The organism is Sphingosinicella sp. (assembly GCF_013911755.1).
In the GTDB taxonomy this organism is placed as follows: domain Bacteria; phylum Pseudomonadota; class Alphaproteobacteria; order Sphingomonadales; family Sphingomonadaceae; genus Sphingosinicella.
Genome location: NZ_JACESP010000034.1, coordinates 1 through 25216, shown reverse-complemented (window position 1 = coordinate 25216; position 25216 = coordinate 1). Strand labels below are relative to the sequence as shown.

Here is a 25216-nt window from a genome sequence, read left to right as displayed (position 1 = left end):
GCAAGCTCGCCGCCTAACATCAACCCCCAGACGAGGCCCGCACTCCGCTAATTTACGCCGCGAGTTGCGCCAAATGTTCTGACGACGGACATGTGTTTCCGTCGTTTCACACGCCGCGTCGCCCGATGTCGGAGAACACCGTGAACACGGCGCTGAGGCGTCTTGGCTACGCCCACGATGAGATGACGGCTCATGGTTTCCGGGCGATGGCAGCAACGCTGCTGAATGAGATGAGCATTTGGAACGCCGATGCCATCGAGCGTCAGCTTGCCCATATGGAAAACAACGGTGTCCGACGGGCCTACACGCGGGGCGAGTACTGGGAAGAGCGCGTGCGCATGATGCAGCATTGGTCGGACTATCTCGACCAGCTCCGTGACGGCGCAAAGATTATCAGACCAAAGTTCGGAGCGGGGTGAAACGAGACCGTTTGGAGTCTGTCCGCTTCTCGGTGCGCATTTTGCTTCTTCCCTTCAGTATTGAGGTGCTTTGGGCTAATTTTTACTGGAATTAAGATGGCGTTCTTCCTATCTACGAGTAAAGGGGGAAGAATGCCGACTGAAAAGAAGCTCCGCTTCGTTCATCTATCCGATATTCATTTTAGCCATCGCCAAGCGAGTTTTGGGTTTGACCCTGATCAGGCGCTGCGAGAAGCTGTCATAGCCGATATTGCTAACAAGCGGGCTAAGCTCGGTCCCATCGATGCCATCCTCGTTTCTGGCGATATTGCTTACGCTGGCAAAAAGCCGGAATATGAAAATGCCGCCCAGTGGCTCGACGCTGTAACTGCGGCCGCCGGTTGCGACCCGACTGCCGTTTGGCTCTGCCCTGGCAACCACGACATTGATCATGCAGCTATCACGGCTAACCCGATGATCCAGGATAGCCACGACAAGATACGGTCATTCGATCAGTTTCACGAGCGTGACCGTGAGCTGACGAACCGCCTCGTTCAACCTGCGGCCCGCCAACTGTTTTACGAGCCACTAGCTGCCTATAATGAGTTTTCCGCACGGTATCAGTCGGCCTTTTTCGCCGATGATCATAATTATGCTTGGGAACAGGACTTCATTCTGAATGATGGATCGATCCTTAGGCTGCGATCACTAAACACCGCATTGCTGTCTGGCTTGGCCGATTTCGAAAAGAGCTTGTTCTTGGGGGCGCGGGCCTGGACGTTTCCGCAAAGAAGCGGGGTGGAATATTTGACGATTGCGCACCATCCGCCGAGTTGGCTCGCCGACGTTAAGGAAGCCACTGCGGCTTTAGAGCAGCACGCCCGAATACAGCTCTTCGGGCATGAACATGACCAACGCATTCAGCCTGGTCGTGACTGGATCAAGCTGTTCGCGGGTTCGGTAAACCCGCACCGTAGTGAGCCGGCTTGGAAGCCAGGATACAATATAATAGAAGTCTACGTGGAAAATGGGGAGAAACGGAGGCTCGTGGTCGAGGTTCATGCGCGGGAATGGCAGCCAAACCCTTCGCAGTTTCGAACCCTCGAAGATCGGGGCAACAAGGACGTCCATAGCGTTTGCATCGAAATCGGCAACCTGCCGCCGGATTTTGTGCCGCAGTTTGTTGAGCCTGCGTCGGAGGAAACGGCCGATGCCGCCGGACGAGAGGTCATGACCGATAGCCCTGAAGCAGCCGCGCGCCGCGATGAGGCTGATTTTCGCACCATTGTTTTCCGGTTCTTTCGGCTTACGCTTTCGAAAAAGAACGAGATCGTCGGACGTCTTCGGTTGTCAGAGGATAGCGACAGCCACCTCACCGACGTGGAGCGGTTCAAACGGGCGCTGTTGCGCGCGAAGGAACAGGAACAACTTGGCGCGGTCAGGGACTTAATCGAAAGTTTGGAGGGTTCACAGTGAATACAGCCATTGGGCGCATGGGGATACTGTACGGCAAGCTCGGCCTTTCAACGCCCGAGGCTACGATCGCCGCACGAGGCCGCGGGGTCGAACTTGCCGCCGAGGCATTCGACGTTGAGTTTCTGCCGGATATTCTTGCATGCGCATTCCAGTTTGGAACGAACGACGAGCTCTTGCCGCTGTCGGAGAAGTTTTCCCAGGAGGATTCGACCTTCGATGTCCGAAAGAACGACAAGGAGGGCGCGCTCTTAGCGGCGACCATACTCTCGTATGAAATGCAAAGCGGCACCGAATTCGGAACAGAAGCTGCGTTTGTCCTCGTTACTGCCTGTTTCGGCGGTATCCGCAAATTGACCAGCGACCCGGAAGTTATCGAAATAGCAGAGAAACATTTAGCAAACACGCAATCCCTAGCAGCCGGGGCGCCGGGGGTTTTTACGGCCGCCAAAAGTCCCAAGGCTCTGGCCGAAGCGATTGCACGTATACCCGAGAGCGGTGGCGTTGACGGCTCTGTTATGCGGCCGGTCCTCCTCGAACTTCAAAAACTTGTCGAAGGGCGAGCCCAAGCATCGGCAACCGCGGATAATGCGCTTCTCAGCTACATTTCGCGGCTTGAAGAGGAACTCCGCACCTATTGGTGGGTCGTTAGCGGCTGGAGTGCTTCGAATAGAAAGCCATTCCGCGACATCGATCTTATTTCCGCTAGCCTCCTTGCCGGTTCCGAGCTGGCTGCAAAAACGACGCTGCCGCTCGGCCTTTTCGCGGCACCCGCGCTTTGCGACATGGTTTTGCGTGTTGGACGTGAGAGTATCGACGCGCAAGTGACACTCGCTTCGGCTGCAACGGCACTCGACCGCGAAACGCGGCGGAGCGAGTTCGGCGAGATTGCCGAGTCAGAGTGGGCGCCGTGGCTACCCTTATCGACCGCGATGGGTCTGGCGGCTCTTAGTGACGACGAGCGCGATTGGGAGCCGCGCTTCCGTCGGACAACGGGTCTCAATCCAAAAGCCAAGCTTCGGCCGCTGGAGTTCGCGGTTCAGATGTACCGCGAACGTTTGGTCGCCCGTCAGCACATCTGATCATGATTGACCTCGCCTACGCTACATGTCGAGTAGAGGGGTGCGGTGGCCCGCGGTCGGGAGTCTGCATCAATAAGCTCAGCTTCGAGGAATGTCCGGATGTTATTGGGGCTGATGAGGTAACCGTTGAGGACAGCGACGGCGGTGGACCATCCGAAGAAGAGGAAATCCCCTCGATCGTCGCTACCAATATCGGCGACAGCCTCGACGCCGACGCTTGTGACCGTATCCTCCGAGCCAGCGGTGGCAAACTGATCGGGATTGTTGCTGGTCCAGAGGCAGGGAAAACGACACTGATAGCGACGATCTACGAACTCATCCACCGTGCCAAGATTGCCGGCATCGGGTTTGCCGGCTCCGATACACTGCGAGGTTATGAAGAACGCTGTCATCTTGCTCGGGTTGCTTCGAACGCGACCAAGCCGGAAACGCTGAGGACCAAGACATGGGAGCAGCTAAGTTTCACGCACTTGAAGCTCGCGATCGACCATCAACGGCTTGATGTCCTATTCTCAGATCGGTCGGGCGAGCATTTCGACAACGTGCTCGATACGCCCGGCGATATTTTGGGGTTTGAGGAACTCATACGAGCCGACCAAATTTGGATCGTGGTCGATCTCGAACGACTCTCGCAGAACGGCCATATGCTGAAGTCGCAGCTCCGCCGACTTGCACTGGCAATGCAGTCTGCGGCTCTCTTCGATGGTAAGGATGTCGCCATTGTGGGCACGAAGGCGGATATTTTCAGCGCGAAGCGCGCATTAGCTGCGGTCAAACAGGAACTGATGGCCCTCGCGGACGATCTTAAAGGCCGAATAGGCTCGACACGGTCTTTTGCGACGTATCTGGTTGCGTGCCGTCCTCCCAAAGGATCGACCGAGTTTGGCGCTGGAATCGGCGAGTTGATGGCGTCGCTTTCTCGGCCTGAGGAAGAGGCCGTCTGCGCAATGCGCTTTCCCTTGCCTGAAAAGCCTTCGGAACTCGATCGTGTTGTAAACCGATTGGGGCCTCACGCATGATGAATCGCATTCTCGTGGCTGGAATGCCGAGTTCTGGTAAGTCGACCTATATCGCCGCGTTACGCCATGTGCTCGTCGCGAACGAGATTTCTTGCGTTCTCGAACTTGTTGGGCTTTCCCCAGAAGAATCGCACTTGAACCGTCTGGAGCTAGACTGGGTCGATGGCAAAATGGTGCAACGAACACAGTCGGCCAGCGAGACGTGGGTCGAACTACAGATTCGCGACCGAACAACGCAGGAGAGTATCGTACTGGCGCTGCCCGATCTCAAGGGTGAGTCATTCGAACAGCCGGCAACACTGGGCCATCTTCAGGACGATCTTCAGAAGGAGTTGGAGGCAGCATCGAGTGTTATGCTCTTTACCAGCGCGGATCGAGAGGACGACAAGCTACTAATCTCAGATATAGCGGATATTCTGGATAATTCTGACGACACGGACGTACCTGGGCAGCCTTTCGATGCACGGGAAATGCCAGAAGAGGTCAAGATTGTCGAATTGCTGCAGTTCGCCAACAGGCGGCCACGACTCAGCAGGCAGCGCAAGTTGGCACTGATCGTCTCGGCATGGGACGTTGTCGCGGACTGCGCGCAGACAGAGCCCTATTACTGGCTTGCGACTAATTGCGCGATGCTGGAGCAGTTTCTGCGATTTAATTCGCATCTGTGGGATGTTCGCGTATACGGTATCAGTGCGCAGGGCGGCAGGCTTCCCGAAGATCGCGAACGGCTCATGAAAATTTCGAAACCATCGGAGCGCATTAAGGTCGTCGGGCACGGGGCCGAGCAGCACGATATTACAGCGCCGCTGCGATGGCTGATCGCGAGTCAGCATCCATCGTGACGAGTTTGCAATCAATCAAGATCGACCAGACGCTTCATGGTTATTCGCGAGGACACAAGGAATTAGCGTCTTCGGCATCGCTTGACGCTTCTTCCCGCTCCACGATGCTTTCGTACAGTGACCTTTTGATTTCACCCGGCGCCGACAGCTCGCAAAGCTATCTGTGCGGTTACCCCTTGAAGGCAGCTCAACGTTTCATTTTTGCGCGGACTTGGCTTGGTGGAGAGGGGCTCCGGCCAGGTAGCGTTTGGACCCATTCGCTGATTCTCGACTTCCCTGCCCTGACGCTGATTGACGATCTTGCTGATCTCATGAAGCTGTTCAGGCGACCATCTGATGGGGACTTTTCACACTATCAGAAGGCGATCGACTATAGCGAAGCAAGATATCATGCAAGCGAACGGAATGCGAATGATGCCGGAGATCGCGTGCAGTCAGCGCTGTGGCAACTTTATGGCGCCAGTGCTCAGCGGACGATAGTGTTGCCGTCCGACGGTGCATCCAATGAAATACTGGCTGTAGCATTGTGGAGTCAGATGTGGCCGGCCCTGCGGCGCAGGTTTGCCTTTCTCACGGGCTCTGCGACGCGGGCGCCGAAATTTGATGCCGAGTGCTCGCTCCATTTTCAGCGCGGATGCCTCGAAGATTTCGCCTCCGCAGCGAGCGACGGATTTGAGGAAGGCTTTCAAGCTCTCGCTCGTGACTTGTTGGCACGTGGGCCGACCGACTTGCGGGCCTTTATCGGCCGCTATGCGATCGAAGCGAAGCGACCGCGCGAAATCGTACCTGCGCTTGCTCTGCTTCACGATATCGAGCTTCGTGAACCGCTGACTGTCAAACTAGAGAAAATTCGTGCGCTTAAGGAAACGTCCGATCTTCCGCGACTCATTCGCGACACGATCGTCGATGGGCTGAGGCAAGCGCTGCACGAGGAAGATTTATTTGCGCTCGTCGAAGAATATCGGAATCAGCCCGCGCCGAAGAATCTCGAAAATTCGATCGCTCCACTTGCCGAACGTAACGACGTAGATAAAGTTGGGTTGTTAATTGCAACGCAACCGACTCGCGAAGGAGAGCTGGGCGCGCTGATATTTGATTCAGTTACCAAGGGCGCTCCAGTTCAGACACTTATTGAGGCGGCGGAGCGAGGGATCGAGCGCAAGGCGTTACTAAATGTCCGACCAGAGCTTTGGACGATAAGCAACTTCTGGCCGAAATCGGATGAGGCGCGCGTGGCGTTTGCTCGCGAGGTTGGCAGGGCGCCAACGATGGCCGACATACTAAGTCTCTTCGAGAGCAATATTGGTTTAGGCGTTGCCGATATCGCGCTTCAGGATACCAACGCGACCCTCCAGAATGGGTTGGATCTTCTCGATCGCGTTGTTCCCCAAGCGGCGAGCACCGTTGCAGAAAAGGCCATATTGAATTCAAAATGGATTGAGACATTTGGTAGTCATCCCGAACTTGTGAGCACCCGCCAATGCAGAATTCTATGCAACGCGCTCATTCAGCGCGGCGCAGAGTTTTCGTTCCCTGAATGTTGGATGGCGCTTATATTACACCAGTTTGCGCATGGCGACGGTCAGTTTGAAACCCCGTTTCTTACAGTCGGTTTTGCGACGAGCCTGAATATCCCTGCACAGCGGGCGCTGAAAATCGCGAAGCTTACATATGATCCGCTGGTCAAGGCTGTGCGTGCGCATAAGCTTTCGCGAGAAGAGGAGCATTTCTTAAGTGCTAACTTCCCATCTTCGCACTACCGCACGTTGAGACATATGCTCGCAGCTGGTGTTGTCGAAAAATGGCACACAACTGGCATCAATCCCCAGGCTCTGTCGATCTCAAGTGATGTCGAGGCATTGAGAGATATCGTTGACCTACTCGTAATACGCTTCGGGCACAGTAAATTCGAGGTGGCGCTTCGCGGCAAGACCATCGAACCCGCGACGCTAGCGCTTCTGGCGAATGTCTATCAGCCGAAACCAAAAAAGAAAAAGAAAGAGAAACAGAAACAGAAAGCTGTCTGGTGGTGGTGGGGCTGGTGATCGCAGTTGCAACAGTTACCTACCAACGGAAGCCCACTGTCCGCTTCTACGTCCTCCGCTACCGTTAGAATGGCTAGGATCACACGCTAAGTGTTCTAAAGTTTGCACGCCTGCATAGTGCCATCCCGCCTTTGGCGGTCTGAACCTGTTTGATCCGGCTCCCGCGCGGTGTGGGCGGGTCGCTTTGCCTTTGGTTCGGCCGTGCCGGTCCCGCAACCCGCTGACGCGGGTCTTCCACTTCGTTCCAGCCCTTCGGGTGCAGGCCCGGCCCTCATGGCCGGACCTGTCGGCGCTCCGCCGCCCACCCCGCTCTTCCGCCGGGTGTGGCTGTTGGAGAGGGAGAACGGGGATGCAAAAGCGCACTAGTGGAACCGCCGTGCCGCAGGAGATGGACCGGCTTTCGGTCATGCGGCGGGTGCTCGAAGGCCTGCCTAAAACGACGCTCATCGTGTTCATGGCGCACCGGGTCGAGGGTAAGCGCTACGCCGAGATCGCGCGAGAAATGGGCATCAGCGAATGGCGTGTCGAGCGCCACATGGTGCTGGCCATCAGCCGGATCGCCGATGTCGGTGGGCGCTACCGTGCGGCGTTTCTCGCGCTTGATCCCGTGTCCCGACAGGTGCTGGAGCTGGCCTGGGACGGGCTGTCCCATGACCGGATAGCCGTGCGGCTAGGGCTTGCCCTGCACGAGGTCGAGGTCCTTATGGCCGATGCGCTGGTGGCGCTGGATGAGGCCACAACCCCCTGATCAGGGGGTCGTGGTCGTAGGGCCCTGTTCTTGCAGTGCAAAGTCATGCTTCAGTTGCTAGGAAGGTCTTCTATGCGTACGAGCCTCGATCATCTTCCGTCCGCCAAGCAGCGCGAGCTTGAGCGCGTCGTCGAGATTCTGTTCGAGGAGTTCGGCGACACCCTCGCACTCGCCCAGCACCAGTGGAAGAAGAAGGGCCGCATCACCAAGGTCATCCTCTACGGCAGCTACGCGCGCGGCGGCTGGGTCGATGAGCCGCACACCGCCAAGGGCTACAAGTCTGACTTCGACCTGCTCGTCATCGTCAACGACAAGCGGCTCACCGACTATGTGACGTACTGGGCGAAAGCCGAGGAACGGTTCCACCGCGAGTACGGCATCACGAAGAGCATCAAGACGCCGGTCAACTTCATCGTGCACACGCTTCAGGAGGTGAATGACGGCCTTGCGCATGGCCGGTATTTCTTCATGGATGTCGCGAAAGACGGCATCGCGCTCTACCAGAGCGATGATAGCGTGCTTCATACGCCGAAGCCCAAGACGCCAGCTCAGGCGCTGGCGATGGCGAAGGAATACTTCGATGAGTGGTTTCCAAGCGCCGCCGCGCTGAAAGAGGGTACGGACTTCTACATAGGCAAGGGCCGGCTCAAGGAAGCCGCATTTTCGCTGCATCAGGCGACTGAACGTTTGTACCACTGCGTGCTTTTGGTCTGCACGTTCTATACTCCGCACGTTCACAACCTGGGTTTCCTGAGGTCGCAGGCCAACCTCATCGACCGCCGATTGATGTATGTCTGGCCCGAGGACAACCGCAAGCAGCGCGCGATGTTCGAGAAGCTGAAGCAGGCCTACGTCAAGGCCCGCTACTCGAAGCATTACCGCATCAGCGCCGAAGAGCTGGAGTGGCTCGGCGAGCAGGTCGAGGAGCTCGGCCGCGTTGTCCATGCCGTGTGCAGCGAGCGCATCGCCGAGCTCGAAGCGGCCTCAAAATCGGGTGCTTCCCCCTCCTGAACCTGCCGATCCCGGCAGGTTGTGATGCCGTACCTGGCCGCATAGGCTGGCGCTATTACTCCCCCTTCATCAACTGAACGCTGGCCTTTTGGGCCGGCGTTTTCTTGTTCGGGGTATGGTGACGGAACCGGACTGACGCCCCGTCGTTCCTCTTTCCTCCACCGACTTCCGGTGCGGCCGCCAGCGTCCAACTGCCCCCGGGCGCTGGCGGCCAAGTCTCAAAACTAGCCGTTCAGCCGGTCCTTGACCGCCTTGGCAGGGCTGAACGTGAGCTTGTTCGATGCCGCGATCTGCATCGCCGCACCCGTCGCCGGGTTGCGGCCTTCGCGCGCCGGGGAGGCCTTCACCTTGAACTTGCCGAAGCCGTTCAGCGACACTTCCTCGCCCTTGGCAGCCGCATCGGTGATCGCTGCGAACACCGCATCGACGGCCTTGCGCGCATCGGCCTTGGTGGTCCCGAGCGTTTCGGCAAGCGCGTCGGCGAGGTCGGCATTATTCATGTCTGAGCATCCTTTTGTTGTGGGAAAGCCCGTCTGACGGCCTGCGGAATCGCTGTCAAACGAACACGTCGTTAGCGCGCGAAAGTGCGCGAAAAGCAGGCCCAGAGGACCGCTTTGGGCGGCCATTTCGCCCGCAATACGCCACGCAGCCGGGTGCCTTGAGCACGGTTTTTGATGCTGAATCTGCGCCAAAAGTCGTCCACCGCCGTCCAGAAACGCGAAAAGCGCTACCCCCTGATCAGAGGGTTGCCGTGCACGTCCATGCGCGTCCGGGACAGGATCGGTCTGTCCGAGGGCCGGAAGGGTGCGGGAGGGGAGGAAAGCGGGAGGGAAGCGAAAGCAAGATAAAGGGGACTACTCGCTTTTCTCGCAAGTCCTTGTCTGCACATCGGAATTCATGGAGACACCCGACCTTGGGCTGGAGGCAAGCTACTCATGGCCCGAGACCCGCTCGCCAGAAGTGGCGTAAATCGGCGCTATTCGCCGTTTTTACCGCGAGATCGGCATGGAGCATCCGACCATCTGCGCGGGGTTGCTCGCGACGCATCGCGCCGACCGGCAATCTAACCATCCCCCACGCCTCTGTCATGCCAAGTGAGGCACCTTCACCAGCGGGGCGCGTACCGACGCCCGAGATTCCCTTCGGTGCACCGGAGAGGCCCTGTTTGCGGCGAGGCGAGAAGCGCACCGTGTCGCCACTGCCGGACACCGGTTCACGACCCGAAGGACATGCCATGCTTACACCGCCCCGACGCGCTCCGCTCACAGTCCGCATCCCCGAGGCCTGCCGGATGACCGGCATCGGCCGCTCCAAGCTCTACGAACTCATCAAGGCCGGACAGATCGAAACGATCAAGGTCGGCAGCAGCACGCTCGTGACCGTGGCGGGGCTCGAAGCATTCCTCGAAAAGTGTAGGGCGCCAAAGGGCTATGTCTGAATAGAGTCCGATCAGCATGGTTCAGGCAGTTGATACCCTGACCCGAAACAGCCGTTGGTCAAACGTTACACTGGTGTCCCCTTAGTGGGCGAGCCTTAGCTTCCAGCTGCCCTCTCGGTCGCAGAGACATATTTCGGTCCAAGGTCCTTGAGGTCCTTCCTTTGAGGATTCTGTAAAAGCCAATCGCAACATGCGATGAGTAGCCAGCGACCGATTTCCTCGGCGCTTGCGCGAACCTGTGTCCAGTCATGTGCGTAGTCAGTACTGGAGCCGTGGATGAGTCTGCTTCGGCCCGCGTCATAAATTTCGGCAATCACGGCTTTGGTCGTACGGTCGTCCTTCATGAGCAGGTCAGCAGGCTTGGGACCGAGCAGGGCGCCGATCAGTTCGATGATCCCACTTGCTTTCTTGCCGCCGGTTAGCGCATCCATGCTGGCCGCGAACTTGGTGGTTGCAATCTGATCTAGCGGTTCTTGGCAAGCCTCGTGATACCACCAAAGACTGAGGAACAGCGCGTTCATTGCCTTTGGGCGCGCCACTGGTTGGTTGGGCCGAACGTAGCTGTTGAGTGCTTCTCCGACCTGATCGAACAACCAACAGTAGGAGTGCAGGTTTTCGAGCAGTGCGGGTTCGGAATAGCGACCAACGGGAAATTCCGTGCACTCAGAGTTCGCACCGACATTCGTGCCGCGTCCAAATAGCACGGTGTAGCGATGGGGCCGCCGTCGATCGTAGAGCAGCTTCATCCATCGTAAGCCTTCGGAGGGTTGGTGCCAGGCGAGCGAAATGGCGGTCATGGCGAGGCGAGCAGCCAGCAGGCCTTTCTCTTGGATGTATCTGCCTGAAAGGCCGTCCGTCGCGACGATGCACACCACGGGGCATTCACCGATCGAATCTAGGATGGACTCTTCTGCCGAAGAATCGACTGAGCGCTTGCGTTTCCTGGGCAGTTTTCCGTTCCAGCGCGCGCGAAGGCGGCGCGCTGTGGTCGGCGATAACTTACCCGCTGCCAGCATGCGTTGCCGCCACACTTCTCGGGTCTCAAAAACGACTGGCCCAATCTGGAGCGGGTAAGGCTCATCGCCTTCTACAAGGTGGCACCCTAACGTTAGGTCAATGGGTCGATTATGGCGGTTGATCTGTTCGGCAAGTAGTTCCTCGACGCGTTCGCTCACCAGGGGCAGAAGCTGCGCATCGTTGAGGTCGAGATCGATTTCAGCCAGCGCTAGGCCGAAGGATTGCGCCGCAAGCTTGTTCAACTCATCGATCTTGAAGCGAGGCTTGAGCTCTGGCGCATTGCTCCAGCATATTCGCGTATATGCTGACACGGTATTCAACAGCGCTTCGGTCACTGCCAAGGATCGCCCATCGCCCAGCCAGAGGGAGGGTGGGAAACTGATCTTCTCAACCGGCCCCGCCGGGGGGCTCTTCCACTTCGCAGCCTGTGCTTTTCGCAGCTCCTGCAATATTTCTGCGATCAGTTCTGATTTAGTCATCATGAAATGTCCTCGTCATTTCCTTGGCAGACGAGGCCGCAGGTCGAGTGCTTTCAGCATCAGTGTTGCCGCGCATCGGGGGCCTGCGACAAAACATCAATTTCAGACTGGATGAGGACCCTTCGAAGTGCCTTCTCTGCTCTTACCCGGATCACATAGCCGTTCGCAGTATACGCGTAGCCTGTGATTTTTGTACCCTTCCGACCGAGGAGAGGCCAGTCTCGAGAGAAGAACGGCGGACCCGAACGGAGCCTAGAAGCTGCTAAAACGTGCTCCATAGCCACCATACTGGAATTTGCAGCCCCGGGTTGCAGCTCATAAGGCGGAGGAATGCCGTAAGGACTCGGACTAACTAGCTGAACTGCGTGCTGGTAGCGTAGAAATGCGGGGCCCCAGCGCATCCAACCGGTGCGCCATCCAAGCGCTCTGATGTGGACGGGGCGCTCACCTATGTTCGCGACTTCGAATACCAAGAGTCGCACGTCAGGAACGCCTCCCCCCATCACAATCCGCTCGCCAACCGAGAGCTTCATGCGAGGCTTGCGCCCGTGGAATGCAATCCAAAGCGACACCATCACGGCAAGGAAGGTTGCTATCGCGCCAGCAACCTGCCCGATTGCGCTGACCATCGTCCAGCAAAGTTCAGTTTTGCACATGTTGCCCCCGATGGCTTTTTTGCATGGCGGTAAGCTTGGGGGCAATCGACTGCCTGTTAAAGCAGTATAGCTCGTGCTGATCTGAGAGGGTGTGGAGTTTATGTATACAGAAGGTCGGCTGCGCGCCATCTTTATACCGGCATGAACGAATGACCGCTCCCAGGAAGCGCTCGGCGGGAGTTATATGACGGCTTTGTCGGCAGGCCAGATATATCACGCCTCGGCGATGGGCAGTTATGTCACCGCGCCATCTGAAAGCTGCGTGACCAGACACATCTCCAAACTAGACGACGAATCGGCACTAACGCCATCCCCACCGGCCCGCTTTTAGACTCGAACCATTCCGCGAAAAAGTCCCTTGGTATCGGTCATGGTATCGCTTGAAAGCGCTTAAATATTATCGTTTAAAATCAAATTGATAGATTCTGACTTCGAGTCCGACCGGGTCCGTAGCCGTCCATTCTCGTCCGCTAAGTGACCCAAGAGGAGCGCCCACACCGCTATCTGTGCAACTGATATGAGTTTGCAACCCGCGGGGAATTTTTGCGTCAGTTTACCAGACAAGATGCCAAGCACTTGAAATGGACTATTGAGTGGTCTAAATATCCGGTGTTATAAGAGATTCAAATTCTAGGACATGCGCCATGCATATATCTGTCACGGAAGCAAAAGGGCTGCTTACGGACCTTCTAAAGCGCGCAGAAGCTGGCGACGAAGTCATACTGACGCGCCATGGGCATGCCGTCGTGCGATTGGTGCCGATCAGGCCGATTTCCACTGCAACGTCACGCAGAACCCTCCTCGATCGCATTCGTGCGTCTGCCGCGAAAAAGGCGGCTCCCGGCCCCCGCGCTGCGCAGAGCCAGGACTTCCTTTATGACGAGGATGGTCTGCCCAAATGATCGCGGTAGACACATCAGCTCTGATGGCGATCATGCTCAATGAGCCGGAGGCAGATGCATGTGCTGCCGTCCTCGAAGCGGAGGAACATCTGCTGATTTCGGCAGGTACCGTCGCAGAGGCGTTGATTGTCGGTGCGCGCCGCAATGTCGGTGAAGAGATTGCCCAGCTCATTGACGGTCTCGGGTTCGAGATTGTCAGTCTGACGCCGGCTTCGGCCCGCCGAGTTGCCCTGGCTTATGAACAATGGGGGAAGGGACTTCATCCTGCCGCGCTGAATTTTGGTGACTGCTTCGCGTATGAGGTCGCCAAGGAACATGGATGTCGGCTGCTTTATGTCGGCGAGGACTTCAAACAGACGGACATCGAAAGTGCAGTTGACTGTTCCTGAGCAGAGAGCCCAGGAATATGATTGGACAGGGCTGATCTCTGCCGATCTCATGCTGCGTGGAGCGCACTTGACCAAATGTGCCGCGATCAGCTTTTATCGAGGATCAATGTCACGCCGGGAATTGACATGGCAGCAATAAAAAAGAAGGCAAAACATAAAAGTGCTGCCGACGAAGAACTGGGCACCCATGCGCTCGCGATCGTCAGTTTCCTGTATAACCGCGTCATTGCCGGCGCTGCCCCCGCCTTGCGTAAGCGAACGGGATTGAGCGTGACCGAAGCCCGCATCGTCTTCCATTTGGGTACGACCTCGTGGACCACGGCAAACAAACTCGCCAAGAATTTGGGCATCGACAAGGCTGCCATCAGCCGCGCGACGAATCGCCTTGTCGAACTGGGTCTGGTAGCCTCCGAGCGAGATCCCAACCATGCTGCCCGTAACATATTGACATTGACCGAAGCCGGTGAGGCGCAATGCAAGCAGATCGCTCACTTTACGTTCGCTCGGGAAAAACATCTGCTCAATGTCCTGGATGACGAAGAGCATCGACAATTTCTCAAGAGCCTGCGGAAAATCCTGACGAACGTCGAAAGCGTGAACAAACTGGTCGCGCAAGGGCATTTTTGGGAAGAGTGATCGACGTTCCTTGAGTCATTGCTGACCTCCGACGCACTGATGTCAGTTGACATGTCAACGGAATCCATGGCATCGGACGTGCCTCAGAATTGCTGACGGCCTCTCTTGGGGGCGGGTTGATCGGCCAAGGGCGCAGCGGGAAACATGACTCAAGTCATTCTGGAAAATGCACGGATATTTGACGGCGTGTCTGAGGATTGCGCCGAAGGCATGTCCGTACTGATCGAAAATGGCACGATCCGCGAAGTCTCCGAGCGCCCGATCACAGCGGATGGCACTCGGCGGATCAATGTCGCCGGCAAGACACTGATGCCCGGGCTGATCGATCTTCACATCCATGCTTATTTCTCCGATTTGAACGCCAAGGTGGTCGACGGCCGCGATGCGCCCTACCGGACGGCCTATGCGGTCAAGAAGCTTGGCTATGCGCTCGATTGCGGCTTCACCACCGTTCGTGACATTGGCGGAGGCGATTATCCCCTGGCGTCCGCGATCGAGGATGGCCTCATCCGGGGGCCGCGCTTCTTTTACGCCGGCAAGGTTCTGTCGATGACCGGCGGTCATGTCGATTACAGGACACCCACCGAACAGCATCATACCCACGGCTATTGTTCCTGCGGATCGATGAACTGGGGCGGCGTCGTTGTCGACGGCGTTGACGAATGCATAAAGGCTGCGCGCGAGGAACTGCGCCGCGGTGCCCATTGCATCAAGATTACCGCGTCGGGAGGGGTGATGTCGCCAAGCGACCCGATGTGGATGAACCAGTTTCGAGAAGACGAAATCTGCGCGATCGTCAACGAATGCGCCGAGCGTCGAACTTATGTGTCTGCACATTGCCATCCCGTCAGCGCCATTCGCCGATCCGTCGAGTTCGGTGTACGTTGCATCGAACATGCAACCCTGATCGATGCCGAGACCGCACAATGGGTCGCCGAACGCGGTACCTATGTCGTTCCCACCATGTCGGTCATCTTCGTCAACATGGAGGTCGGCGCGAAGCTCGGAATGGGGTCCGAGAACATGGCCAAGCTCAAGGTCGCCGCGGATTTTGCGATCGAGGGTCTCCAGCATATGCGCGATGCCCGGGTGAAGCTGGGCTATGGCACCGATCTGCTTGGTTCCACCTATGACCAGCAATGTCGCGAGTTCACGATTCGGTCGGAAGTCTTCACGCCGCTCGAGATGCTACGCCAGGCCACGTCGATGGGCGCGGAAATCTTGATGCAGGAAGGAAAACTGGGCTGTGTAAGCCCAGGAGCCCATGCAGACCTCATCGTGGTGGACGGTGATCCGTTGAAGGATATCGGGCTGCTTGCGGCCGATGGTCAAAAGCTCGATCTGATCATGCGCGCCGGCGAGATCGTAAAGAACAGATTGAATTGAGACGCGTCGCCACCCTTGGAGCAACACCAATGAAAACTGTCGGAGAGATTTCGCGGCGCCCGGGATTGCCGGCCGCAGCGCGCGCCGCCCTGGATGACCGATTGGGCGAGCGGGTGAGCTATTCAGAGGCGGTCCGCTCACAGCATGGCCATAGCGAAACGCACTTCCCACCGTGCCTGCCGGACGCGGTCGTCTTCGTGGAAAACACCGACGAGGTCGTTTTCGTCGTCGGCTTATGTGCAGCGCACGACATCAAGCTTACGGCCTATGGCGCCGGTACCTCGATCGAGGGCAGCGCGCTCCCGATTGCCGGCGGTATTTCTCTCGACATGAGCCGGATGAATCGCGTCCTCAGCGTCAACGCAGACGATTTCGATGTCACCGTCGAGGCCGGCGTAACCCGTATCGCGCTCAACAATCACCTTCGCGATCAGGGGCTGTTCTTTCCCGTCGATCCCGGTGCCGACGCGACGATCGGCGGGATGGCATCAACGCGCGCCTCGGGCACCAACGCTGTCCGCTACGGCACGATGCGCGAGGCCGTTCTTGGCCTGCGTGTCGTCACCGCCGACGGCCGCGAAATCCGTACCGCCCGCCGTGCGCGCAAGTCTGCGGCAGGCTATGACCTGACCCGGTTGTTCGTCGGCGCGGAAGGCACGCTCGGGATCATCACCGAGGTGACGCTTCGCCTTCACCCCATTCCTGAGGTGATCTCGTCGGCCGTCTGCAGCTTTGAAACGCTTGAAGGCGCCGCAACGACCGTGATCCAGGCGATTCAGCTCGGCGTGCCACTGGCGCGCGCGGAGATCCTTGATGACGCCCAGATGCACGCGGTCAATCGCTGGTCCAAGCTGGACTATCCTGAGAAGACCACATTGTTCTTCGAATTCCACGGGTCGCAGGCGTCAGTCGACGAACAGGTTGCAACGGTTGGAGAACTCGCCAGCAGCAACGGTGGGGGCGCATTTTCATGGTCGTCCCTTCCCGAGGAGCGGTCGCGGCTCTGGAAGGCGCGACATGAAGCCTATTACGCCACGCTCGGCCTGCGTTCAGGTTCGGTTGGCTGGGCGACCGATGTCTGCGTTCCGATCGGCCGACTAGCCGAATGCATATCGGAGACGAAACGCGACCTTGCGACCTGCTCGGTACCGGCGACGATTTGCGGGCATGTCGGCGATGGCAATTTTCACGTCTGCTTCGCCCTCGATCCAGACGCGCCCGATGAGTGGGCGGAAGTGGAGGCGTTCAACGCCCGCCTGGTTGCACGCGCGCTGACAATGGATGGAACCTGCACCGGCGAGCACGGCATCGGCCTCGGCAAGCAGGCAGCGCTCGTCGACGAGCTCGGTGATGGCGTCGATCTCATGCGTGCGATCAAACGTGCGCTTGATCCTGCGGGCATTTTCAATCCCGGCAAGATCTTCGCGTCAAACTAATGGCAGACGTGCCCACGAGCAGCGATCCCGCGATCGCACAACCCTGGCTGCTGTTTTCGCCCACGCGGCGCTGGACGATGCTCGCGGTATTGTTCCTCGTCTCGACAGTCAGCAATATCGATCGCCAGATCATGAGCGTCGCGATCGAGCCGATCAAAGCCGAATTTCAAGCCACCGATACCCAGATGGGGTTGCTGACCGGCGCCGCGTTTGCCCTGTTCTACGCGACCTTGGGGTTACCGATCGCACGGCTGGCTGATCGCGGCAATCGCAAGCTTATCATCGCGATCTCGATCACATTCTGGAGTCTCATGACCGCGATCTGCGGCGCGGCCCAGAATTTTACGCAGATGTTCCTCGCCCGCCTCGCAGTCGGCGGCGGAGAGTCCGGAGCGCTGCCGACTTCGCAAAGCCTGATCGCCGATTATTTCCCGCCGGAGGTGCGGGGCAGGGCGCTTGGCATCTTCATCATGGCCGGCGTGGCCGGCTATGCCGGGGCACTGATCGGCGGGACGCAAATCGCGAGCCATTTTGGCTGGCGTGCCATGTTCGTGACGTTCGGGCTCACCAGCTTGCTCATCGTTGTTGTCGTTCACTTCACCCTGCGCGAGCCGCGCCAGATGTTGCCGCGAACCGAAGATCGGACGAAGCGCGAGCGTTTCGGTCCTTCACTTGCGGCGCTCGTGCGAAAGCCGAGTTTCTGCTGGCAGGTTACAGGTAGCGTATTCTTCGGCATCGTGAGCTACGGGGCGCTGATCTTTATGCTTTCGCACCTCATGCGCAGTTTTGATTTTCCGCTTGCGCGCGCTGGAGCCGTTTTCGGCACGATCTCGACGGTGACAGCTATCTTTGGTGCGTTGGTTGGCGGATATCTCACCGATAGGCTGGGGCGTCGCAGCCCCGCAGCGGTGCCGTTTCTTACCGGCGCATTGATAATCGCGGCGCTGCCCTTCTATCTCGCCGCGCTACTGACGAGCGACTTTACGATTTTTTTTATCGGTACGCTAATCGGAGGATGCGTGATGTTCAGCGCTGGTCCATCGATGTTTGCGGGGATACATATCATTTGTGGATCGCAGCGTCGGGCGACGGCGATCGCAATGCTATACTTCATGATGAACTCGATCGGGCTTGGGGGTGGACCTGTGTTGACTGGGTTGCTCAGCGACGGCTTTGGCGCCTCCTACGGCTCGGCGACGGGTCTGCGCATCGCGATGGTGATCTCCTTTGCTTCGCTGTTGCCGGGGGGCATTTGCTTCCTTCTCGCTTCTCGCACTATGAAGGCGGATGCCGAACGCTAGGTGAGCGCTGGATCGTCCACAAATATGTTGACATCTCAACTGATTTTTCTAATAACTTAATTCCGGAAAGAATAAGCGGGTCTCTATCAAGATCCGCGTTCGGAAAGGCAACGACCGCTGGCTCGCATCATCCGGCGCAGAGGAATCTGCGTTCTCGGGACGACTGCGGATGAAGGCTTCTGCCTGAGACGGCAGGAGAAAAGGCCCAAAAAAAGTTCGGGAGGTTGGGGAAGCGCTGTGATGGAAAGAAGAGAGTTTCTTGGATCCGGTTTGACTGCGGCCGCCATGATAGGCGCGTCACAAGTGAACGTCGCGTCGGCCCATGCCAAAACGGGCGGAGGACTCGAGAGTACCGGCTCGCCCTGGCCCCTTCGGAATAGTGAGGCGTTTGAATATCAATCCAGCGCGGTCGGCGACAAAATGGCGGTCGGCGTTTGGTCCCATCCAAAATCAAACCCTTTGCGTTCCGATGCGAAGGGCCCGCCCCTTGACGTGGTCTATGTTCTGGATGGATCGTTTGCGCTGGCGGTGGCGGCAACAATTTGCACACTGCAATCTGTCGATTTGATCAACCCCGGCTACAAGCCTGTCTTGCTGGTGGGCGTCGACTATCCGGTAGACGCCGAAAATGCCCGAACCCGCGATTACACGATGAAGGACTCTATTCCTCTTTCACTTAGCGAGCGCATGGCGCAGGCTTCGAAAATTGTTCCGGGCGGCGCGGACAAGTTTCTCGAATTTCTTGAAAACGAGCTCGATCCACTCATTCGCGCAAAATACAATACAACCAACAGGCCGGCCGGCATTGTGGGTGACTCCTTCGGCGGAACATTCACATTCTACGCCTTCTTGCGCCAATCGATGCTTTTTGATCGATATTGGCTGGGCAGCCCGGGCATATTCACAACGTCAACGGACTATGTCGCGCAATTTGAGGCGCGCTTGAAGGAGAAACTGGTTCATCCAACCAGAATGTTTCTTTCAATGGGCTCCAAGGAAATGTCCGGGGGCATGGATTTTTACGAGGATATGGGCAGGAGCTTCAATCGAATTGTGAGCGCATTGCATAGAAACAAATCTTCGGACCTGACTTGGGCGTCGAAGATATATGACGGAGAAACGCACACGTCTGTTTTCATGCCGGCGATGAATGACGCCATGATTTACCTGTACGGAAATCATGCGCCGTAAGCATCGAAAAAATCGATACGCGGTTGCCAATATGGGTTCAGCTTTGCGCAAAGCCCATCCCGAGTTGAGGGCAGGTATCCGTTTATTCGGCGGAACGTGTTTGGCGCCGCACGGCATCGCAGCAGCGTTTTAGTAGATAGATTTTTTTAGGAGCGCCCCGGAGTGGGCGTGAAAGGGAGGAATTGTCGTGCAACGGAGTTCGGATCGGCCTGCGATGGGCCGCAAAGCTGCTTTGTGGATTGCATCAAGTGCGATTGCGATTGGGAGTGGGGCGACTGCCAGTGCTCAGGGCGCTGCGGCGGCATCGACTGCTGCCCAGACGCCCGCATCGGCTGCAGAGCTGGATCAATTTGTTTCGTCGGAGATCATCGTTACCGCGCGTAAGCGCGAGGAAAGGCTGAAAGACGTTCCGATCAGCATCAGTGTTCTTGGGGGCGAGCAACTGACGGCAATCGGTGCGGAAAACTTCGATGACTATGCGAATCGCGTGCCAGGACTTGCATTCAGCACCCGCGGCCCGACCAGCAGTCGAACAGAGGGTGTAACGCTCTCTATCCGTGGCGTGAGCGGCGGCCTCAGCGATCCGCCGGTGAGCTTTTATATTGATGATACACCCGTCGGTAGCGTCAACCTAAAGCTGTTCGATATCGAGCGCATTGAGGTTCTCAAGGGTCCGCAGGGTACCTTGTACGGAGCCCGGGCCATGGGTGGTCTCATCAAGGTCCAGACACGCAAGGCGGACCTGAACGAATTCGAGACGACCGGCGGGGTTGAGCTGTCGGATACCAAAGGTGGCGGGTTCAATTATCGCGGTGACGCCGCGATCAATTTGCCGATCGTCACCGATCAGCTTGCCTTGCGCGTCGCCGGCTATGGCGTGTTCCGAAACGGCGTGATCGATCGTTTTCCCCGCGCGCAAAATGTGCCCGCCGCTTATCCGACGACCATACCGGAAGGTGGGCTCGTGATGAACGAGGACGATGAGAAGACCTACGGTGGGCGCGCCTCGCTTGTCTATTCGCCGGACGGCAACCTGCGGATTACCGCCGGCTATATCTACGAGAAAGCCAAGCTGGACGCGCGTTCGGATTGGGATGTGCCTCTCAGTGATGCCCTGGACCGGCCTCTCACCAGTGGCGGATTTTTGGCAGAACCCAGCGAGGCCGAATTCCAAAATGCTTCACTGACGGTCAGCTATGACTTCGGCGACTTTGCAAATCTTAGCAGCAACACGTCGGGAACGTGGTACAAAGTCCTCAATATTGAAGATTTGACCTACTTTCTGAAATCGACCTTGATGGGCTTCGGTGCGGAATGGAACACGCCGAGCCCGCATGTCTATAATAACAATCGCGACGTGTTCACACAGGAGTTGCGATTGTCGTCGCTTGGCCGTCATGCAATTGATTGGCAGGCTGGCCTGTTTTACCAACATACCCGTCAAGTCAGTACCTTTTATTGGAACACGCCGGGTGTAGCGGACACCATCAACGACGCACTCGGCTTTCCCTTTGCGACGAGTGATATCTTGATCGATCAGAAGGGGACGTCGACCACCCGCGAATTCGGCGCTTTCGCTGAGATCGATTGGAACATCACGAGCGAATTGACCTTCACGGCGGGTGCGCGCTACTTCAAAAACAAGTTCAAGAACACCGATGTGCGCGCGGGTCTGTTCGGTGCCCCCACGAGCAATCTCAAGGCCAACGACGACGGGGTCAATCCCCGGTTCGCCCTGGCTTATAAACCCAGCAATGATTTGCTCTTCTACGGTTCGGCCAGCAAGGGCTTCCGCCGGGGTGGTGCGAATAACATCGTCGCGATCCCGGCGTCGTGCGACGCCGAAATTCAGGCGCTGGGTTATAGCAGCGCGCCCGCAAGCTTCGAATCCGATAATCTCTGGCACTATGAGGTCGGCACCAAAGGCAGCACTGGAAACGGCGCCTTCAGCTTTGATGCGGCGGCATTTCACATCGACTGGAAGAATCAGCAGCAGAACGTCTTCCTTCCTCAGTGCGGCTACAGCCTGGGCGCAAACATCGGAGGCTCGAAGATCGATGGCTTCGAGCTCGCCGCCACGCTGCGCCCGACCGAGCGTCTTTCGGTCGACCTGTCGCTCGGGTATCTTAATGCACGTGTCGCCGAGGACACGCCGCAGGCGAACGCGTTCAAGGGTGACCGCCTGCCGCTCGCACCGCCGTGGACGGTCTCGACAGGTGTTGCTTACGAAGCCCCCTTGTCAGATCGCAGCTCAGCTTTCGGACGCGCTGATATCATATTCCGCGACGAGGTGATCGAGCCCACCTCGAGGCAGACGCTCAATGACTTTGTCACGATCAACGTGCGGAGCGGGGTCAAGATCGGCGACTATACGTTGACCCTTTTTGTCGACAATCTGACCAATACACTGGGGCAACTCGACGCGGTGGGAACGGGCTTGCTTGTTGGACAGACGGGGGCGCTGCGTGTGCATACGTTGACGCCGCGCACCGTCGGCGCGGAACTCCGCTTCTCATTCTGAGATGAAACCCGATCGTTGGCCCTGGCCATGACGATGGAGACTTCAATCCCGACGGGTTCGTCCCGTCGGGATATTCGAGCGACCTTGGCGCGCCGGATATGACGCAAGCGCCCGGTTTCATCGAGCATCCGCAACGGCCCGAAATCGTTGGCGAGATGCACCTGCGGCGTTTTCCGGCTTTCGAGTTGCCGGCACAGGTGATCCAGCTTGTGAGGACGGTCGATCAGAGTCAGAGTTCAGATGAGCAATTGTCGCTCGCGGCGCTTCCCGACCTGTGCGGGATAACGGGCGAGCGGCATCGCGAAGGTCGCTGGTCGTCCGATGTCCGGGCATCCTGGGAGCGACATAGCGAGGCGAGCACGATTACCGTCACGATGACCGGGGCCGTCGCACAACGCATCGGCTGGCGTCGGCCCGATAGCATCGATGGCGCCGCTGCGCTCGAATGGGCGGAAACAGCGCCGGGTTATGTCATCCGCGCGACCCGCATTATCGTCGTGGCGAGCGACGAGGCAGCCGGACCTTTCGTCGAGACCGCCGATTTCACGCAATCGCACCTCGTTTCCTGCCATGTGGCCGATGGCGCGCGCATCTGGAGCGATTTCCGGATACACAAGGATGGCTATGGGCGGATCGTGATCGCGGCCAACGGTTTGCCCCCCGTCGAACTGGCGAGCTGCGTTCAGCGGCTTCAGGAACTGGGCAATTATCGTAATCTCGCCTTGCTCGGTCTGCCCGTGGCACGGACGACCTGGGCGCGGCTTGACGAGATCGAACGGGCGCTCGCCGAAACCGGGCAGGCTCTGCTCAATGGTGATCAGCGTGACGATGACTTGCTGACGGCACTTACGACGCACAGCGAGGAGTTGCTTTCGATCACGGCCGAGACGGAGTTCCGCATGAGCGCGACAGCCGCCTATGCTGTCATCGTCGCCGATCGCTTGCGGGAACTGAAGGCCCAGCCGGTCAAGGGGTTTCAGTCGCTGACGGATTTCACGAGCCGGCGTTTCAACCCCGCCAAACGGACGTGCGCGGCTGTGTCCCAACGTCTCGCGCTTTTGAACGGGCGGGCCGGGCAGTTCACCAGTCTGCTGCGCACCCGTATCGAAACCAACATCGAAAATCAGAATGGACGGCTGCTCGCTTCGATGGATCGGAGCATTCGGATGCAATTGCGGCTCCAGCATCTGGTCGAAGGCTTGTCTGCGGTCGCGATCAGCTATTATCTGCTCGGTTTGATCACCTATCCCATCAAGGCAGCAGAGCATGTTTGGGGCGGTTTTTCTCCGACATCGCTATTGGGGGTCGCCGCGCCCCTGATCGTTCTCGCCGTCTGGGTAGCGCTCCAGATCATGCGGCAGCGGCTGTTTCGAGAAGATGACCAGGCTTTGCGTTTAGCCAAACCACACCGAGGGAGGTAATCTCACTCAGTGCACGTATCAAGATTGTTACTCAAATCAGGATGAAAAGGAAAATCATGGATAAGCCAGTCGAACTTGCTGAGTGCGAACCTTCGTTCGGCTCGCTATTTCCATCGACCCGCTACTTCGAGATAGACTCGAAAATAGCAGGGGAACGTTTTTCCGCATGGGTCACGCTTCCAGCGCAATATGCCGACGAGACACAGAGGTTCCCGGTGGTCTACCAAGTCGACGGAAATCTCTTTTTCCCGGCGACGGCGCCCTTTCATCAGGCCTTGCCGAGCGACAGCCTATCGCCCTTGGTCCCTTTCATCCTCGTCTCGGTCGGCTATTCTAACGCGGAAAGCCAGGATTGGCAGTGGCTGCGTGTTCGCGACCTGCTCCCACCGGGTGAACCCGTTCCGGAAGCAATGCTTCAGGCGGTGGAATATTCGGTCCAGGCTGGGCTCCTGTCCAAGGAGAAAGGCGACCGATATCTTGCCATGTTCGGTGAGCCAGCCGCCGACAAATTCCTCGGTTTTCTGGAAGGCGAGCTTCATCCGGCGTTGGCGGCCGCGTTCAGAATGGATGAGGATGATGTTGGCCTCTGGGGCGATTCCTACGGCGGCCTGTTTGCGGCCTACGTCGCGATCAAGCGGTCGGACCTGTTCAAACGTATTGGCGCGGGCAGCCCGGGCATCATCGAAAACAGCCAGATCTTCAAGTTGCACCGGCAGGCTGTAGATTCGAAGGAAGACTATTCGGGCCGGCGGCTGCATATCACTTTCGCGGCGCGTGAACTGACGCAGCCAACGATCTACCAATGGCTCGTGGCTCGCGGCACAACCGAACTTCTTGCTCAAACCACGCTTCATCCGTTGCCGGGCTTGCAAGTGTCGACAGAGATCATTCCGTTGGAAACCCACCTGACTGCAGGTGTTCCGGCATGGTTCAGCTTCTTGCGCGCTTGCTATGGACGGTCCCCACAAGTTCAGCCCTGACAGCAGTTCCAGATCGGGAGGGGGCACTTACAGCACAGCTCTCCCTTCCAAATCTGGATACAGGCTCGGATCGCCACGACATCGCGGCATGACTTCTTTGAAGATACGGTACGGGCGGCGCCGCACTCGGAAGCCAGGATCGGGATTGCCGGGTATCAATCCTGAGTTAGGTTATGCCATCGAAGGCTGGGCAAGTCGCGCCAGCAGATACTGAAGCTCCTGCTCCACTACTGCGAGGGCGGCGGTGAGATGCCGACTAACCGGGTGCGCCAGGTGGATAGTTCGCATCACTCCAGGCTAACTGATTTCCTTCACAGCATCCTCCCCGCGGATGAATACGCTTCCCAATGGACAGGCGCGAGGTGAGCTTGTAGTTCGCGCACCATGGCTCATACCCAATTACGTGGGAGACGTGGAAGGCTTGAGGTCGCTCTGTCGTGATGGATGGCTACTCACCCAGGATGTGGCAGCGCTTGACGAGCATAACAATGTCACGATCTGCGATCGCCTTAAGGATGTTATCAAAAGTGGTGGCGAATGGATCGCCTCAAGTCAACTGGAGGGGATCGTCACCAACGCGGCGATCTGGAGATCGCTAAAGGCACGATCACGCGCTACGCGAAACTCGATCGCTTCATGATCGTGACCGATCGGCCGGAAACGTGTGTCGGCAAAATCGACAAGAAGAGGCTACGCGCTCAATTTGGGGTTGCCTGTTCCCCGTCAGCGCCAATGGCACAGATTTGAGGTTGTTATTTGAGGAGGGTTGGGTCTTCGTCGCAGTGACGAAGGAACGAAGATGAAGACCCAACCCTCCTTGAAAAAATCGCTAGCAAAGGCCCCTG

General features: G+C 57.8%; 21 protein-coding genes and 1 pseudogene. 20 read left to right on the top strand and 2 right to left on the bottom strand.

Annotated elements, in window-relative coordinates:
- Positions 1-89 precede the first annotated feature (89 nt).
- From H2052_RS17120 to H2052_RS17085, 8 genes and pseudogenes are all read left to right on the top strand, one after another.
- A pseudogene (locus H2052_RS17120) lies at positions 90-419 on the top strand (tyrosine-type recombinase/integrase); the annotation flags it as partial.
- Between the two features lie 132 nt (positions 420-551).
- A complete protein-coding gene (locus H2052_RS17115; RefSeq protein WP_293784549.1) occupies positions 552-1874 on the top strand; it encodes a metallophosphoesterase in 1323 nt (440 codons plus the stop codon).
- Positions 1871-2953: a GTPase-associated system all-helical protein GASH gene (locus H2052_RS17110; protein WP_293784547.1), complete on the top strand. Its 1083-nt coding sequence runs from the start codon at positions 1871-1873 to the stop codon at positions 2951-2953. The genes H2052_RS17115 and H2052_RS17110 overlap by 4 nt, the downstream gene beginning before the upstream one ends.
- 2 nt (positions 2954-2955) lie before the next feature.
- Positions 2956-3972, top strand: a complete 1017-nt coding sequence (locus tag H2052_RS17105) for a hypothetical protein (protein ID WP_293784545.1) — start codon at positions 2956-2958, stop codon at positions 3970-3972.
- The gene (locus tag H2052_RS17100; protein ID WP_293784542.1) at positions 3969-4814 is read left to right on the top strand and encodes a hypothetical protein; all 846 of its coding nucleotides are present in this window, start codon (positions 3969-3971) and stop codon (positions 4812-4814) included. Before H2052_RS17105 ends, H2052_RS17100 begins: the two co-directional genes overlap by 4 nt.
- On the top strand, positions 4784-6859 hold the full coding sequence (locus H2052_RS17095) for a hypothetical protein (RefSeq protein ID WP_293784539.1): 2076 nt from the start codon (positions 4784-4786) through the stop codon (positions 6857-6859). Before H2052_RS17100 ends, H2052_RS17095 begins: the two co-directional genes overlap by 31 nt.
- A 349-nt stretch (positions 6860-7208) precedes the next feature.
- A complete protein-coding gene (locus H2052_RS17090) occupies positions 7209-7607 on the top strand; it encodes a sigma factor-like helix-turn-helix DNA-binding protein (protein WP_293784536.1) in 399 nt (132 codons plus the stop codon).
- A 72-nt stretch (positions 7608-7679) separates the two neighbouring features.
- Positions 7680-8618 (top strand): nucleotidyltransferase and HEPN domain-containing protein, encoded by a 939-nt coding sequence (locus H2052_RS17085; RefSeq protein WP_293784533.1) that lies wholly within the window; start codon positions 7680-7682, stop codon positions 8616-8618.
- Between the two features lie 224 nt (positions 8619-8842).
- Here H2052_RS17085 and H2052_RS17080 read toward each other — a convergent pair whose 3' ends face one another.
- A complete protein-coding gene (locus H2052_RS17080) occupies positions 8843-9118 on the bottom strand; it encodes an HU family DNA-binding protein (protein WP_293784530.1) in 276 nt (91 codons plus the stop codon).
- A gap of 734 nt (positions 9119-9852) precedes the next feature.
- Between H2052_RS17080 and H2052_RS17075 the strand changes: the two genes are divergently transcribed.
- Positions 9853-10056: a helix-turn-helix domain-containing protein gene (locus H2052_RS17075; RefSeq protein ID WP_293784527.1), complete on the top strand. Its 204-nt coding sequence runs from the start codon at positions 9853-9855 to the stop codon at positions 10054-10056.
- A gap of 95 nt (positions 10057-10151) precedes the next feature.
- Here the strand turns inward: H2052_RS17075 and H2052_RS17070 are convergent, their stop codons facing one another.
- Positions 10152-11552, bottom strand: a complete 1401-nt coding sequence (locus tag H2052_RS17070; protein ID WP_293784524.1) for a hypothetical protein — start codon at positions 11550-11552, stop codon at positions 10152-10154.
- Between the two features lie 1300 nt (positions 11553-12852).
- Here H2052_RS17070 and H2052_RS17065 point away from each other — a divergent pair.
- From H2052_RS17065 to H2052_RS17010, 11 genes are all read left to right on the top strand, one after another.
- A complete protein-coding gene (locus tag H2052_RS17065) occupies positions 12853-13110 on the top strand; it encodes a type II toxin-antitoxin system prevent-host-death family antitoxin (RefSeq protein ID WP_293784521.1) in 258 nt (85 codons plus the stop codon).
- Positions 13107-13499, top strand: coding sequence for a type II toxin-antitoxin system VapC family toxin (locus H2052_RS17060; RefSeq protein WP_293784518.1), 393 nt, complete (start codon positions 13107-13109; stop codon positions 13497-13499). The genes H2052_RS17065 and H2052_RS17060 overlap by 4 nt, the downstream gene beginning before the upstream one ends.
- A gap of 75 nt (positions 13500-13574) precedes the next feature.
- Positions 13575-14135, top strand: coding sequence for a MarR family winged helix-turn-helix transcriptional regulator (locus H2052_RS17055; RefSeq protein ID WP_293784515.1), 561 nt, complete (start codon positions 13575-13577; stop codon positions 14133-14135).
- Positions 14136-14279: 144 nt separating this feature from the next.
- Positions 14280-15521 (top strand): amidohydrolase family protein, encoded by a 1242-nt coding sequence (locus H2052_RS17050; protein WP_293784512.1) that lies wholly within the window; start codon positions 14280-14282, stop codon positions 15519-15521.
- Positions 15522-15550: 29 nt separating this feature from the next.
- On the top strand, positions 15551-16957 hold the full coding sequence (locus H2052_RS17045; protein ID WP_293784510.1) for an FAD-linked oxidase C-terminal domain-containing protein: 1407 nt from the start codon (positions 15551-15553) through the stop codon (positions 16955-16957).
- Positions 16957-18258 carry an MFS transporter gene (locus tag H2052_RS17040; RefSeq protein WP_293784508.1) on the top strand — a complete coding sequence of 434 codons (1302 nt, stop codon included), beginning with the start codon at positions 16957-16959 and terminating at the stop codon, positions 18256-18258. The genes H2052_RS17045 and H2052_RS17040 overlap by 1 nt, the downstream gene beginning before the upstream one ends.
- 240 nt (positions 18259-18498) lie before the next feature.
- Positions 18499-19449: an alpha/beta hydrolase-fold protein gene (locus H2052_RS17035; RefSeq protein ID WP_293784506.1), complete on the top strand. Its 951-nt coding sequence runs from the start codon at positions 18499-18501 to the stop codon at positions 19447-19449.
- Positions 19450-19663: 214 nt separating this feature from the next.
- Positions 19664-21970, top strand: coding sequence for a TonB-dependent receptor (locus H2052_RS17030; protein WP_293784503.1), 2307 nt, complete (start codon positions 19664-19666; stop codon positions 21968-21970).
- A gap of 98 nt (positions 21971-22068) precedes the next feature.
- Positions 22069-23391 (top strand): DUF3422 domain-containing protein, encoded by a 1323-nt coding sequence (locus H2052_RS17025; protein ID WP_293784500.1) that lies wholly within the window; start codon positions 22069-22071, stop codon positions 23389-23391.
- Positions 23392-23447: 56 nt separating this feature from the next.
- Positions 23448-24371 carry an alpha/beta hydrolase-fold protein gene (locus H2052_RS17020; RefSeq protein WP_293784497.1) on the top strand — a complete coding sequence of 308 codons (924 nt, stop codon included), beginning with the start codon at positions 23448-23450 and terminating at the stop codon, positions 24369-24371.
- Positions 24372-24908: 537 nt separating this feature from the next.
- Positions 24909-25118 carry a hypothetical protein gene (locus H2052_RS17010; RefSeq protein ID WP_293784551.1) on the top strand — a complete coding sequence of 70 codons (210 nt, stop codon included), beginning with the start codon at positions 24909-24911 and terminating at the stop codon, positions 25116-25118.
- Positions 25119-25216: the final 98 nt, after the last annotated feature.